The organism is Cuniculiplasma divulgatum (genome assembly GCA_031200235.1).
Classification (GTDB): Archaea; Thermoplasmatota; Thermoplasmata; order Thermoplasmatales; family Thermoplasmataceae; genus UBA509.
Genome location: CP133595.1, coordinates 1,077,124 through 1,089,856, shown reverse-complemented (window position 1 = coordinate 1,089,856; position 12,733 = coordinate 1,077,124). Strand labels below are relative to the sequence as shown.

Annotated in this window: 12 protein-coding genes; 1 reads left to right on the top strand and 11 read right to left on the bottom strand. The window is 42.0% G+C overall.

The window, feature by feature from the left end; translation table 11 throughout:
- Positions 1–5 precede the first annotated feature (5 nt).
- The 7 genes from RE469_05835 to RE469_05805 form a co-directional block, all read right to left on the bottom strand.
- Entirely contained in the window at positions 6–476 is a 471-nt protein-coding gene (locus RE469_05835; protein ID WMT43722.1) for a DUF4411 family protein, read from the bottom strand.
- A gap of 17 nt (positions 477–493) precedes the next feature.
- Positions 494–1,642, bottom strand: coding sequence for an XRE family transcriptional regulator (locus tag RE469_05830; GenBank protein ID WMT43721.1), 1,149 nt, complete (start codon positions 1,640–1,642; stop codon positions 494–496).
- Between the two features lies 1 nt (position 1,643).
- A complete protein-coding gene (locus RE469_05825) occupies positions 1,644–5,282 on the bottom strand; it encodes an Eco57I restriction-modification methylase domain-containing protein (protein WMT43720.1) in 3,639 nt (1,212 codons plus the stop codon).
- Between the two features lie 44 nt (positions 5,283–5,326).
- The gene (locus RE469_05820; GenBank protein WMT43719.1) at positions 5,327–6,412 is read right to left on the bottom strand and encodes an orc1/cdc6 family replication initiation protein; all 1,086 of its coding nucleotides are present in this window, start codon (positions 6,410–6,412) and stop codon (positions 5,327–5,329) included.
- 254 nt (positions 6,413–6,666) lie between these two features.
- Positions 6,667–7,272 (bottom strand): recombinase family protein, encoded by a 606-nt coding sequence (locus tag RE469_05815; protein ID WMT43718.1) that lies wholly within the window; start codon positions 7,270–7,272, stop codon positions 6,667–6,669.
- A gap of 593 nt (positions 7,273–7,865) precedes the next feature.
- A complete protein-coding gene (locus tag RE469_05810; protein WMT43717.1) occupies positions 7,866–8,144 on the bottom strand; it encodes a hypothetical protein in 279 nt (92 codons plus the stop codon).
- On the bottom strand, positions 8,141–8,896 hold the full coding sequence (locus RE469_05805) for a ParA family protein (GenBank protein WMT43716.1): 756 nt from the start codon (positions 8,894–8,896) through the stop codon (positions 8,141–8,143). The genes RE469_05810 and RE469_05805 overlap by 4 nt, the downstream gene beginning before the upstream one ends.
- Positions 8,897–9,040: 144 nt before the next feature.
- Here RE469_05805 and RE469_05800 point away from each other — a divergent pair, with 144 nt between their 5' ends.
- Complete coding sequence (locus tag RE469_05800) at positions 9,041–9,898, top strand: hypothetical protein (protein ID WMT43715.1); 858 nt, start codon at positions 9,041–9,043, stop codon at positions 9,896–9,898.
- Between the two features lie 70 nt (positions 9,899–9,968).
- Here the strand turns inward: RE469_05800 and RE469_05795 are convergent, their stop codons facing one another.
- From RE469_05795 to RE469_05780, 4 genes are read right to left on the bottom strand one after another with little or no spacing between them, the layout of a single operon-like run.
- On the bottom strand, positions 9,969–11,753 hold the full coding sequence (locus tag RE469_05795) for a hypothetical protein (GenBank protein WMT43714.1): 1,785 nt from the start codon (positions 11,751–11,753) through the stop codon (positions 9,969–9,971).
- A 5-nt stretch (positions 11,754–11,758) separates the two neighbouring features.
- A complete protein-coding gene (locus RE469_05790; GenBank protein WMT43713.1) occupies positions 11,759–12,166 on the bottom strand; it encodes a hypothetical protein in 408 nt (135 codons plus the stop codon).
- Between the two features lie 3 nt (positions 12,167–12,169).
- A complete protein-coding gene (locus tag RE469_05785; GenBank protein WMT43712.1) occupies positions 12,170–12,529 on the bottom strand; it encodes a hypothetical protein in 360 nt (119 codons plus the stop codon).
- Positions 12,522–12,704, bottom strand: a complete 183-nt coding sequence (locus tag RE469_05780) for a hypothetical protein (GenBank protein WMT43711.1) — start codon at positions 12,702–12,704, stop codon at positions 12,522–12,524. The genes RE469_05785 and RE469_05780 overlap by 8 nt, the downstream gene beginning before the upstream one ends.
- Positions 12,705–12,733 lie beyond the last annotated feature (29 nt).

The following is a 12,733-nucleotide window of genomic DNA, read 5'->3' as shown; positions in this document are numbered from 1 at the left end:
TCCCCCTAGAATTTCCATCCTTCTATTCTGAACATTTCTATAATGTCGATTGAATCTATGTTGTATTTCTGGCAGACGTAAGGGATTCTGATTTTTTCCCCTCTCAGTTTTTCTTCCGTAACTACTATCCTCTTTATCGGAGTCAGTGTTTGCTGGGAATCTGTTGTCATCTCTATGGCTAAAGCAATAACCCATGGATCCGCATCATATTTCCTGTCTTCCCTTACCATTGACGGATATGCTTTTAATATGCCCTTCAGAATTTCTATCTGTTTCTGTGTGGGTGTACGAAAAAAGCTGGTTTGTTCTTTGGCCCATTTTGCCAGCTGATCATCTCTTTCCGTTATTTCGTAAAGTACCTCAGTAGGGGCTATCAAGAGGCCTTTACTGATCAATGACTCCATATTCTTCCACACACTGGGAAATACATCAATTGGATTGTGCCTGTTCAGTTCAATCAGCGAAGACGAATCCATGATATAGTTATTTGAGGTCATTTTCTCGCTTTCGCCAGAACCCTGTCGAAGTTCTTTGATTTGATTGACAAATAATTCAGGGCATCACTGTATGTTATGAAATCCTTGTCGAAATTGTTAGCTACTAAAGATACGAACTTGTTGCCCATCTCCGAGAGGCATCTCTGATCTGATGTCAGGCTTATACCTTTCTTTTTAACTTCAATCTTCTTGGTTTCCTTTGGCACATACCTCGCCAGAACATTCTCGAATTCCTGTCTTGAAATATAATCCAGTTCCAGCATCTTGACCAGAAGCACGGCCTTGCTGACCTTATATTTTCTGGACAAAGAGTTTAGAGTTTCTGTTTCCGTCAGTCTACCACGATATTCTTTGAATAATTCGCTGATCGATTCCTTTGGCAGCAAGAACGAGGCCGAAAATGCATTACACCACCTTTCTATGCTATCCCTATTTGCCTGAGATTCGTCAGGAATATCTATTACTGTTTCGCCAAGAAGAATGTGCCCGAATTCATGCATTAGGGTAAACAATCTTGCCTCTATACTGTCTTTTGAATTAATTACAACAATGGATGGGAACTCGTCTGCCAATGCAAAGCCCCTTGCATCTTCGATAGGCATGGAGAACTGGAAAACCAGAACGTTTGAATCTTCAAGGGCATCTCTCAGGTAACCAAACAACTTGTATGCATCTTTGAGTTTTCTTTGTTTTTCAAAGTCAAGAGCGAACAACTTCCTATATTCAGCTGCAATGAGCTCTGGATTATCGGTTAAAGCAGCCTTTTTGGTCTTTGTTACTGTTTCATATCTTATGTTCAGGGATAGCTCTTTGCCTATACTCTGTAGGCTTCTGGACCTTCTTATCGCAAGGATGGTCTTTTTGTCAAATACGTTTGCTCGGTTTGGCAGGAACCTGTAATCTTTGGGCAGAGGTTTTTCTTCCTTTGGTTTAGACAGGAAGAATGAAGCCGAAGGTCTCTTGTATAGTTCAGACAGTCTCCTTAATTGTGTTAATGTTGGTGATTTTTCCCCCGTCTCAAAGTCTAATATAGCCTCAGAAGTGCTTCCCAATCTCTTGCTAACTTCATCTATCTTCCAGCCAGAACTTTCTCTGAGCCACTTCAGGACTTCAGGGTTTACTTCAATAGGCATTGATTTTGGCATTTTATTCCCTCAAACTCTTCGATTTATCGATTCTCTGCTTTACCAGCTCACAAATTGACCAATACACCTCTTTTCTCTCTTGCTGTGTTAATCCCAACTCATCGAAAATGATGTTGTCAAGTTCTGCCCGATCAGGAAGGGGGTTAGGTTCTTGCTCACGTATTGGTATCGATTTGTTAAATCCAAGCTCTTCGTAGATTGTTTTAACTTCTCTTCTAAAGAAATTGTGGTCTTTGAATTTTATATCTTTGTCCAGTATCGGAAGTTTTCTCAACTCCGGTTTTTCTATGTCTAAGGCACCGAGACCAAGATTTCTCCTTCCAAATAATTCAAGCATTAGAAAGTTCAAAGTAGAGTTCAAATAAATGATAAGTGAGGAGTGCTTGTTTGTCTCAAGCCTATAAAATCGATTCGCAATAAACCTAGTTGGATTGTAAAAGACTTCAAGTTTATCGTTGTAATTTCTTGGAAATAGTATTTCTGTGCAAAATCTCGCTTGATCTGGGAGTCTCCACCACGGTTTTCTTTTTGAGGGGCCAGACCTTTTGTTGTATTTCTTTCTGACTCCGAATTGTATATAGTCATTGACCTTCATCCCTGAAATGTTTTCATCATCGGGAATAGAAATTATATAGGATTTTACATCTTTATCTTCTATTAAAATCCTTGACAATTCTTGGGAAGACTTAATGATTGGTTGAAGGAATTTATTTTCCACTTCAAACTCTTCGTTAAACTCCGTATTTAAGATAAGAGAGGTAGCCTTGTTTCTTTGCTTCACCTTCACAAAGTAAAATTTGTCGACTCCGCCAGTATTAAGATACGTTCCTATTTTGCCCATGGTTTCCAAGTCTCTAAAATTTCCCTTTTGTAGTACAGAGTAAAGAATATTCGGTGCTCTTAGGTATTTACCACCCCAGTTATTGCCGCCATAATTACCTTCCCTGAATCTTTTGTTGTTATAGTTTTCAGGATATTCCCACCCGTCCTCAAGTAAATCATCCTGGACTATTGGGAAACATCGGTAGTCGTTGGTTTCTACTACATTTCCTACTAACTGGGTTATTTCTTCTCCTCTCTTTGTTGCCTTTATGTTATCTAATTCAATTAGGTTAGAAGGTGATAGAACTTCTTCAAATGATTTCTTAAACATCACAAACTTTGCTACGCTTCTAAGTTGTGGCCAAACTTTTTCGTTACCAGCGCTCGCTCCTGGCGTCCAATCGCTTAGACTTCTTTGTTTCACTTCGGCAGCTCCGAATAATGCAATTATCGTGTTAACATCAGCATGCGCAAAACTTCTTTTGGGATTATCATAAATAGAAAGTATTGGGACATACTTACAGAGAAACTCTTGTAACTTCCAACCGTATCCAACATCAAGCCAAGAATTAGAAGTTATGAAGGAAAAGGTTCCTTTCTCATTTAAAAGGCTCAAACCATGAAAATAGAAATAAATATAGTAGTCATTTTTAAGATCTAAACTATTGACTACGGGAAATCTGGCTCTGACTGACTGGACCAATTTTTCCTTATACTCTTTCCGGTCGTCCTCTCCAACATCGGATTTAAGTCTGTTAGGTGGAGAAATAACTTCGTGTCTAACGTATGGCGGATTACCAATGACAATATCAAAGCCTCCTTTATCACCAAAAATTTCAGCAAAATCAATGTCCCAGACGAAAGGTTTCTTCTCAGGATCATTCAGATGGCTTTTGACATTTCTTAGCTTCTCAATTTCCTCCTTATTTGAGTCAATCCTTAGTTGGTTCTCATTTACTTTTTTCTCATCTATTACTTGCTCTCCGGCAAGAGTTTTTTGAGACCTTGCCATCTTTATGTTATGCTCAAAGACTTGTATATCAGTTGTAAGGCTTTCAACTCTTTCATCTATTATTTCCTCAAATAGTCGAATCTCCTCTTCTTTAACCTCTTCAGGCGACTTAAATTTGGCAGTTGGTGAGTTTTCAAAGTACTTCCTTTTTTCTTGTTTTAAGTCTTCCAACTTCCTCTTCAGGTGATTCTTCAAGTTATTAGTTCTTAAATTGAAGCTTATTCCACCAATTTCCTGAACAAGGGAATCTCCGACTCTCAAATTGAGATTCAGGTTAGGCAAAAGAGGATGTTGTCTTAATTCCTCTTTCTTGAACTCTGTCTCCACGATGAGTTGAAGCCACAACCTTAGTTCAGCTGCGTGTATTGCCCATGGCATCACATCTACACCATAGAGAGAGTATTGTATGACTCTGTTCTTCAGGGCAAAGTCTGTTAGACTGCTCCCTATGCGTTTATAAACCATCCTATAAATCTCAGAAACAACATTCAGCATTCCTACGAGGAATGCCCCTGATCCGCAAGCAGGATCAACCACGGATAAGTTGTTCAGGGCATCCTCTAATTTCCTCCATAAATTCTCTTTTTCGAACCAATTCTCAATCTTATCTTTTTCCTCAAGTGGGTCAAAGATTAAATGGTAAAATTTCTCCTTTGGGATTTCAGACAAGTTCTTTGATAGGTATTCAACCAGACTTCTTCTACACATGAAATCTACTTCAACTCTAGGAGTATAGAAGATTCCAAGGTCATTCCTGTCATATATCTCTTCTGCAACATTGGCTAAGGACTCGTAAACGTAACCGATCATCTGCGGGTCTACTGCAACCTCTGACTCAAGAGGCATATCTTCCTTGATTGTAAAATTATAGGATTCAAAGAATTCGAGGATTTTTTGGAACATCCTGTCACTAATCTGAACTTTTAGGTTGTCTAGATCGTTTTCTCTGAATAAGCCTCCATTCAGGTAAGGTACATTTGAGATTACTTTTACAACCTCATCCGGCAGACCTTTAATCTCGTTTGCGCGATTGTTAAACGCCTTTAGAAATACTTGCTTGAGCCATTCTTCGTAGAATTCGTTCGAGTTAAATTTCCCAAGTTCTTTGTAAGAAGACCATAGCCAATCAACAAATTTCGGCTTTTCCAGCCAATTCTTCTTTGAGATGAAATAAATAAACATTATCCTGTTCAGAAATTGAAGGGTAAATTCATGGGATTCCTTGCTGGGAATTCTCTGCTTATGCAATTCATCTCTTAATTTGAAAAAAATCTCTTTGTAACGTTCAAAGAATTCCTTTGTCACTCTTTCAACGCTAAAGGCCTTTTTCCACTTTCTCCACACCTCTCTCCAACTTGCTTTATCTTCATATTCCATGTTTGCAAGTGTCTGGATAACACTGTAATAATCCCTTTTGCTCTTTATATCCTCTTTATCAAGAGTCAGTTTCGTCAGCTTCAGTTTGTGTTTCCCCGCTTCTATCTTCTCTTTATCTGGGAAAACAAAAGAGATTTCGGAGTAATCTGTTGTGAAAATTAATAAAAACTGCAAATACTGTTTATCGAAGGTGCTTGCTACCGACCTCACAAAAGATGGGTGCAATGTTGTTGTTTCCAGCAGGAAAACAGGTAAGTTCTTGTCAAAACTCAAAATTGAATATATCTCCTTGATCCTTTCCTCATCCTCCTTTCTAAAATCTAAGTCCGATTTTTTCCTTTTTGAGGATGGGTCTAGAATAACACTTTCTGGATAGCCTAATATCTTGAAGAGGTCAAAAAGGTCTTTTGCAGACCTGGTTTTGATCACTTGTTGGTAAACGTGTTCGCGCAAAATAACCTCATTTAGCATGCTCATAGCCTCTTTCTTAGTTCTCCAGATACAATAGACGCATCGGATAATAATATTTGTGACTCCATTGTATAATATCTGCCTATCTTCTTCTTTATCAGAGTAATGAGACCAAGATTCTGCAGGTAGTTCACGCTCTGGAAGAATGTTGATTTGCTCACTCCCCTGAGGAGCATGTTGCCTGACGCTGAAACTTCGGAATACGCCCTGTTCGTATCCTGGTTCTTGATCAGGGCTGCCAGTATCAGCAGATCCCGATCTCCGAGGTTCTTCAGCGTTTCGCCCTCCACTTCCACGTAGGCCTGCTTCAGGGCAGTTCTTACGGACTCATCGTCCCACTCGTTCAGCCTGCCGATGATTTCCAGCGCCTTGATGCCTATCCTTGCGTCGCTCCTGTAGTCCCTCACAAGCATCGCAGACAATAAACCCAGAGACTCCTTGTCGTATTTGTTAAGCCCCTCGTCGGCTCTCATTTTCAATATTTCCCTGATCTCTTCCGAACTGTATTCATGGAATACGATGTGATCCGGCTGCAATGAGCTCTTGACGCTCTCATCGTTCATGTCCTTGTACCAGTATACCTTCTGCGTCAAAAGGATAAGATTGGCCCTGGTGTGTCTGGTCAAGTGATATAATATGTCATAGTCCTGGAGAAAATCTACTTCGTCAAGGATAACGATGGACTTTCCGGAAAGCATGGCATCGAATCTGCTCTTCACCTCATCTATGTCGTGACCTCTGCTGTCAATTCTCGTCAGCTTGCGGTAAATCTTTATTGACGTGGGGTTTTCTCTTGCGTTTACGTAGAAAAACGGTATGGATTTGCTTTCCCTGAAAGCCGATGCTATTGTCAGCGCACTCAGGGTCTTACCGGAGCCCTTGGAACCATAGATGATTATGTGCCTTGGAAGGTTCAGGTTCACGTAGTCCGCGAGATCGTTTGTTACCTTGTTAAGTTCGCTTCTTATGAGGATTCTTGGCGGCTTGAAGTCCATGTCGAAGATTATTGCACTCTTGATGTTGCTTGTCTCTTTGGCTCTCTCCTTCACCTTCTCCTCCACAAACGATATTGGATCTTTCATGGACATTCAATTACCCTTGCGACTATTTGATTGGACACGCAAAATTCTTAAGACTTTCGAACGAGCCGAATATCACAGTGTTGTAAAATGGTAATTTCACATTTTGGAGAGAGAGTGTGAGAAAACGAGTGAGGCTTTCGGATAAGATGAGACTGTTCAAAAAATAACAAAATTCCATATTTCTGGTATGTTATGTTCATTGTATCAGTTATATAATATATATAAGGAAACTGCTGACGCGTTCGGCGACTCTCTCTCTTTCAGCGGTTTTCCCTCAGAATCCTCAGTATCGGAGTGATGGAGCATTCAAGGGACTTCGCTATGGCTCTTGCTGATAATCCCTTTTGCTTCAACTCCATTACCTTTCTTCGGTCTATGAAGCTCCCGTTTCTGGTCTTCAGTGCAGGTCTTCCGAATTTGACACCCCTGCTCTGTGCCTGTTCCCTGCCTGCCTTTGTTCTTGAATTGATCATGTTCCTCTCAAATTCAGCGAATGCGCCCAGAATTTGCAGCAGGAGCCTTCCGTTGGGTGTTGTGGTATCTATGCCTGAGTCATTGACGCTGACGAATCCTGCGCCATTCTGGTCAAGATATTCAAGCGTTCTCAGCAGATCGGACAGGGATCGGGCAAACCTGTCGATCTTGGAAACAATAACAATATTGGGCCTCCTGTCAAGCGATTTGAGCATCTTCTCGAATTCTGGTCTCAGCGTATTCCTGCCTGACTTCGCCTTGTCTTCAAATATCTCTAATTCGTAGCCTTTCCGGGCTGTATACTGCCTGATTGCCTCCTTCTGCCTCTCGTTTGAGCCCTGCCTGACCTCTTCTATGGTGCTTGCCCTGACATAGGCGAAAGCGAGTGTCATTTAAATCATAGAATTTAGGGACGCATATGTTATTAAAATCCAGTGTTTAGTGGCGTTACTAAAATTACAAGTTTAGTGACAAATATTGTATTTAGCGATGCGCCAGAAGAATACCCCAACATAGATAAGTACTCCAATAACAATCGACCCTATTATCACAGATAGAGATGAACCGGACAAAAAATTACTATGAACCCATAAAATGGAGAGGAGAGCAAACGAAGTAAACAGTAAAAATACTACAGACATAGACAGTGCCCATACCTTATTTTTGACGTTGCCAACAAGATAAGAAAGTGCAATAAACAGCCATACACACACGATAGAAACCACAAGTAGTAGGAAAAAGAAGCTATTATACAGCGTGATTTCGAAATGCACGGTATTACTGTACTGCCCTAAGGAATTATAAGTAAATCCAGGGATGGTTACAATAAGCGGTGTTAATATGACAATGAGAATCGCTATTAGGAAACTGACCGTAATTTCCAATGACCTGCGAAGATCGTTTAGACAGTTATTATCTTGAATGTTCTTACTCATAACTTACCACGTGAATAAATAAATCGGTCTGTCAAGTTAGCGGTTAGCCGTTACTTGTTCAACCGTTTCCTGATTTCCGTTTCAACGTTTTCCAATTCCTGTCCCTTCTCCTGTGCTATCTTCTCTAAATCGCTTCTCCACTTCTCTATCAGTTCATCAGGTCCGTAATACTTGGAATACAGTCTGTAAGTGTCGTATTGCCTGTTGGTGACCTTGAATCCGACGGTTTTCGTATACCGATGGTCTGTTTGCTCAGCATTTCTCTCTAAGGCCTTGGCTGGCTCCTGAGATATAAGGTCATCCAAACCTCTTCGTTTCTTTTCGCTCATCGTTTCACCCTTAACCTGTTTTCAACCTCTTTTGCAAGCTCAACGTAAGATTTTGAGGCAGAAGCATCCTTCCTGTAAATTACCACTGGCTCTCCGGTCATGGTTGAATCAGTCACGGTAACATTTCTCGGTATTATGGTCCTGAACAGGTGCTTCGAGTAATGCTTCCTGACATCCTCAAGCACCTCATTCGATGATTTTGTTCTTGAATTGAACATGGTTACGACCATTCCCAGTACTTTCAGTGTTCGACCAAGCCTCGTGTTCACGAGATCCACAACGCTGAGTAGCTGTGTGAGACCTTCAAGAGCAAAGAACTCTGCCTGCACTGGTATCAGAACGTAATCAGAAGCTACCAGTGCGTTTATGGTGAATACGCCAAGACTCGGCGGTGTGTCTATAATGATGAAGTCGTATTGCCTTGACAGCTTCCTGAGTTCGTTGGCAAGGATGTATTCCCTGCCCATCCTGCCCGATAATTGCACTTCTGCACCTGCCAGGTCTATTATGCTTGGAACAATGTCGATGCTGTCTTTCCTGAGTATGGCTTTCTCAAGGCCTCCATCAAGCATCACATCGTACATCGTCCGGTTCAGTTCACCCTTATTCACGCCAAAAGAGGTTGTAAGATTGCCCTGCGGGTCGATGTCAATAAGCAGCACCTTGTGTTTTCTTGCCAGTACTGAGCCAAGGTTTACTGCGGTTGTGGTTTTTCCGCAACCTCCCTTCTGGTTGGCGATTGAGATGATCATCGATTGAACTTGGAAGCAAAGAGTTATAAGTTTATGGTTAACCCGCTTGGATTAACGGTTAGCGGTTAATTACCTTCATCAGTCTGTCTTTTATTATTTTACATAGATTCCATATCTGTAAAATAGTATTCTTACGTGGTCTGTATGAGTAACAAATCCAACGATAAGTTGCCGATTCTGTTGTCCTCTTTGACGCTGACTTTAGTACTTATAACGCTCATTGTTGTGGTAGCACTCAGAGCACCAACCCAAACTCTCACCATACCTGCAAAATCGAATTCAAATATTGTGTTGCCCTTCGGCCATGTTAGCTCCTTTAGTACATACAGTAATGTGTACGATGTGGAATTTAATGCCACTAAGGGGCAGAGTATTGGTGGATCATATTCATCAACGCAACCCTTGGATTTCTATCTGATGACGCCTTCACAGTTCCAGACTTATATTGGAGACGTCCCGTTTGATAGTCTGATATCCAGCAAGAATTATGTCTGGGACTTGTACTATAGTGGCATTACCTACATGGACAGCCTTGTGTTGCCCTCATATGGGGGCCTCGTTTCAAATTATTCTGTTTTAGGCAAGTTTGAATCAAATTATCCTGTAACTTTTTACATTTTGACACCCAGTCAGTATTCCAACTATGAAATCTATCATCAGATGGGAGGCTATGTTTATTCTTCAACGGCAGTTCAGGGATCAACCTCTACGATAAACGCAAAGATACCTCCTGGAAGCTATTATTTTGTCTTTTACGACCCAACTGCAGGATATAACTACACTTTTGGAACTTACCAAAATACGACAGTGACAATTCAACAGTCTATTGTTGTTTCACCGGGTTATTCTCTGACCACAATTTATAATGCAACCCAGTCTCAGAACAATACATTTAGTGCACTCCTGCCCAGTAATGGGCCGTATTATCTGGTTTGGGAGTATTACAACACTAGTGGTGAAGGAGCTGCTCTGAAGATAACGAAAACAATTAAGTTGGGATGAAGTGTCCAAAAAAGAGATCGAAGGTATAATAGGTGCTTTGATAGCGTTATTCTTCATTTTGTGGGCTGTATCATACACTCTTGGTATTCTTTGAGTGCATAGGTTCCATGAGCATTTCCCTTAAAGAATCTATAGTCATAACTAATACCTGGTCCCCCAAGTTCTGGTATTTGTCGATTAAGTCTTCGTTGGGTACAATTATAATCACCCTCAGATTGGTACTCTTTATCCTATCCTTCAGGTCTTCCATGCTGTGCTTCAATCCTGTTTCGATCTCAACCATGAAGAAGTCTGTCTCAACGTCAAATGCACTTCTTTCACCTGTTGTGGAAATTCTATTGATGGTCACACCGAGATCGTTTAGGATTCCCACAACCTGGCTTTGCATTCCGGTGTGAAGATTGGATAGGTTCGGGTTCTTGGAGTAGTACATGACTATTGGCTTTCCATCTCTGATGTATTTCACTCTGCCCACTTCGTTGTTGTTCTTTAGGTCTTCCAGTGCGGATTTCAGCTTGAGCTTCGCCTGGTCTTTTGTGATGTCATACTTCTCGGCAATTATCTTTCCCATTTCTGTCGCGTAGGACATTTTTTCATCGAGAATTTCCAGGGCCTCCCTCCTGAAGTCGACAGCCTCCCCTCTCCCTCCGACTCCCACTTCCCTCCTTTGCTCTAATACTACCGCGGCGACCTTTTGCGTTTCATTGTGCTCCAGGCCATTCGATACGTATGTGAAAACAGGCGAGAATGCCGATCCTTCAGGAAACTCTATGTCTATGAACTGTCTTGGCTGGAGTATTTCAACAGCATATCTCATGAGTGGGTTGTATGATAGAAGGTTAAGGTCGGCGTCTCCCAGCCTGAACGTGAATTTTGTTCCGAAGTTTGCCCTCATCTCAGGCAGGATGTCGATAAGATTCTGCGTGATTATCCAGAGCATTCCCTTGTCTCTTATCTCGCGGGACATGACATCAAGGATTGTATGATATGACTTGGTCAGGCGATGGGCTTCATCGATCAGGATAAGAACATCATTCCTCTTGCGCTCTTCCATTTCCCTGTATATCTGCCTCAGCACAAGCTCGGCATAGAAGTTCTGAGCCTGCTTTGTCGGTAAGGATGAGAAGTCGAAAACAACACTTCCATCATCAAGAGCTACGCTTCCCATAGCCTCAATAATGAGGCTTTTCACGTTCTGTTCAATGGCGTTCAGAGCCTCTACCTGATTCTTGGATGCGGATCTCTTCCTATCGTTCAGCATCTTCATGAAATCCTTCCAGCTGTTGCTTTCGGAAGCAAGTTCCTGCAGGAATCCTGGAGTTTGCTGAAGCTGTATCCCTGAAGAGGTTCTCTCACCGAAGAATGCGGTCATGTATGCCTCAGAAAAGGCGTTCACATCGCTGAATGGATTGGGCAGGCACTCCTTTGCATCAATGACGGGAATACCAAGGTGCAATTCGTGGTCGTTTGGCTTGAATGAGAAAATGATTATCTCCTTATCGCTGAATATCGATATTAGGTGAGTGGTCAGATAGCTCTTGCCCTGTCCTGATACTCCCGTTATTGACACATTCCTGTTGCCTTTGTGGATGATATAGTCCCCGAGGGAAGACGCCTTTGGAGAGCATTCTTCTCTCCTGAATTTCCCTCTCTCGGCGTCAGGGATTATTGCGTAAGCAATTGCAGTTCTACCTGTGAACCTTTTGAGCCTTTTCTCTGGATGATAGAATAGTCTTTCCTCGTTCCTTATGGGCAATTCTATTATTGGTCTGGATAGGACCTTTCGTGCCTTGATGAGATCGGAAAAGCCCATTTCCCGCATATTTCTGTCTTCGCATCGCAAATATTTATCCATTCTGTCTACCTTTTGACAATGTACTTCCTGTGCACGGAGAGTGTTATGGTGTGTTGCTCGATCCTCACCGTCCTGGTTTCCACGAGATACAGCAGGATAACGGCACCGACAACAGCCCCCAGAATCACAGAGTATGTGAGCCCCAGAACCAGATAAAGAAAATACAGGGGAGCCAGGACAAAAATAGAAAATATCGCTATGAAGATGAGAGCAACGATTGCATAGTAGATCAGAACAACGCCTCCAACAATAACTATCAGGAATGCTGAAGCTGCAAGAACCATCAGGAATGCCTTTCCCGATACCAGCCACTGAAGGAGCATTGGCCAGAATGTGGGGTCAAGGAAACCCGCAATAATCATGATCAGCGCCATGGCGGGAAACACCTCAGTGAACAGATCTTCGGCTTCCATAATTCACCTCTGTGCCCTGAATCTCCTGTTAGGGGTGAGCGTTGCCGATATCGAGGCTTCTTCACGCTTGAATATGAGACCACGTCTTGTAATCACAAGGTCCATGCTCAACACGGGGTTAGACTCATATTCTACATAACTAATATCGGGATTCCGCTCCATGAAATCCCGTATGGCTGCTATCTGCCTCCGGTCTTCGATTTCGTATTGATTCACGGTGTTCTCAATGATTGTCTCCTGGAGTCTCTCTATTGTGCCCTTCTTTCGGGGATTCGCTATCTCATAACGCACAATCTCCGGTTGGACAGTTCCTGCGTATTCTGGCTCGTTTTCACCCAAAATTACTCTCTGCCTTCTACTCATTTTCTTTCTCTCCATGGAAGAAAGCTAGCCAGGTCTGGGCTTTCGCAAGCAATTCCTCACCTGTTACGCTGTCCGGCTCAGAAAGCAGTATTTTTGACAATGGATGCGAGGGAAAATTGCGCACAAAAGCTACTTTAACTCCGGAAATATCAATCTTTCTGGCGTGCTCTCCCATGCTTAACGATGGCTTTCAGGATAATACGT

Excerpts from the sequence above, each read along its gene's own strand:
- RE469_05790 (WMT43713.1), bottom strand. The coding sequence starts at position 12,166 with ATGGAAGCCGAAGATCTGTTCACTGAGGTGTTTCCCGCCATGGCGCTG.
- RE469_05805 (WMT43716.1), bottom strand. The coding sequence starts at position 8,896 with ATGATCATCTCAATCGCCAACCAGAAGGGAGGTTGCGGAAAAACCACA.
- RE469_05780 (WMT43711.1), bottom strand. The coding sequence starts at position 12,704 with ATGGGAGAGCACGCCAGAAAGATTGATATTTCCGGAGTTAAAGTAGCT.
- RE469_05820 (WMT43719.1), bottom strand. The coding sequence starts at position 6,412 with ATGTCCATGAAAGATCCAATATCGTTTGTGGAGGAGAAGGTGAAGGAG.
- RE469_05835 (WMT43722.1), bottom strand. The coding sequence starts at position 476 with ATGGATTCGTCTTCGCTGATTGAACTGAACAGGCACAATCCAATTGAT.
- RE469_05800 (WMT43715.1), top strand. The coding sequence starts at position 9,041 with ATGAGTAACAAATCCAACGATAAGTTGCCGATTCTGTTGTCCTCTTTG.
- RE469_05810 (WMT43717.1), bottom strand. The coding sequence starts at position 8,144 with ATGAGCGAAAAGAAACGAAGAGGTTTGGATGACCTTATATCTCAGGAG.
- RE469_05815 (WMT43718.1), bottom strand. The coding sequence starts at position 7,272 with ATGACACTCGCTTTCGCCTATGTCAGGGCAAGCACCATAGAAGAGGTC.
- RE469_05795 (WMT43714.1), bottom strand. The coding sequence starts at position 11,753 with ATGGATAAATATTTGCGATGCGAAGACAGAAATATGCGGGAAATGGGC.
- RE469_05785 (WMT43712.1), bottom strand. The coding sequence starts at position 12,529 with ATGAGTAGAAGGCAGAGAGTAATTTTGGGTGAAAACGAGCCAGAATAC.
- RE469_05830 (WMT43721.1), bottom strand. The coding sequence starts at position 1,642 with ATGCCAAAATCAATGCCTATTGAAGTAAACCCTGAAGTCCTGAAGTGG.